Origin of the sequence: Streptococcus sp. ST14 (genome assembly GCF_046098195.1) — a bacterium.
In the GTDB taxonomy this organism is placed as follows: Bacteria; Bacillota; Bacilli; order Lactobacillales; family Streptococcaceae; genus Streptococcus.
The window spans coordinates 1-992 of the sequence record NZ_JBJUSF010000064.1 but is presented as its reverse complement, the minus strand read 5'-3'; the positions used below and the strand labels follow the sequence as shown (position 1 = coordinate 992).

Here is a 992-nt window from a genome sequence, read left to right as displayed (position 1 = left end):
TTTATTGCTATTCCTGAAACCAATAACGCCTTTAATTTTCTTTCCTCAATCTTGTTTGCGATTGGTTTTGAGGTTCTCACACATAAGGCTGATGATATCTTGCAAGGTAAAGTACCTGGCTACAGTAGAAAAAATCTTCGCCACATTCAGTTTATCTTCGACGAGTTTGCGCAAATTGGCCGTATTCCAAACTTCGCCCAGGTTCTCTCTTCGATTCGTAGTCGTGAGATGTCTATTAAGATTATCATTCAAGCTGTCAATCAGCTAGAATCACTATATAAAAGTGATTGGAAGACGATCTTTAATAACTGTGCTACTCACCTATTTTTAGGAACCAATGACAAGGATACGATGGAATACTATTCTACAAGGTCAGGTAAGCAGACGATACGCACTCGATCCACTTCAAAATCGCATAGTTATCGGAACGGATCCTCAAGTGAAAATAAACAAATTCAAGGCCGTCCCCTTCTAACTCCAGATGAAGTCGCAAGAATTGGGGTTGAAGAAGGATTGGTCTTTATTTCTAAACAAAATGTCTTCAGAGATAAAAAAGCAAGTGTCTATGATCATCCTAGAAAAGATGAGATTGCAAGTTCTCCTGAAGACAAAGAAAACTGGTACGAATATACTCGAAAAGGGACAGATATCGATGGCTTGCTTTTATATGCTAACGATTTGACTCCGCAGCTAAAAGAGTTATTCGTGGCCTAACATATAGAAAGGAAAATAGGATGGACACAACCAAAACACAATTAGGATACCTAGAGAGTATCTCACAAGTTTTAGCACTAAAGCCAGAAAATTTAGCCATAGAACGTTATGCTATTTGGCAGCTACTTAGACAGGCAGATGAGGAGACTTTTTATCAATTAGCTCCTCATCTTTTTGTGACAATGAATCAGGAAGATCCATTAGTTGTTAGTGAACTAGATGCAACTCCTGAAGGATATCTTTTATTTAAGGAATTAGTAGAGGAGGAAAGAGTATGC

General features: G+C 38.1%; 2 protein-coding genes. Both read left to right on the top strand.

Annotated features, from left to right (window positions below):
• Nucleotides 1-714, top strand: a 714-nt coding sequence (locus ACIY19_RS10805) for a type IV secretory system conjugative DNA transfer family protein (protein WP_409003402.1), incomplete at its 5' end; no start/stop codon positions are given.
• 20 nt (nt 715-734) lie between these two features.
• Nucleotides 735-992, top strand: a 258-nt coding sequence (locus ACIY19_RS10800; RefSeq protein WP_409003401.1) for a hypothetical protein, incomplete at its 3' end; no start/stop codon positions are given.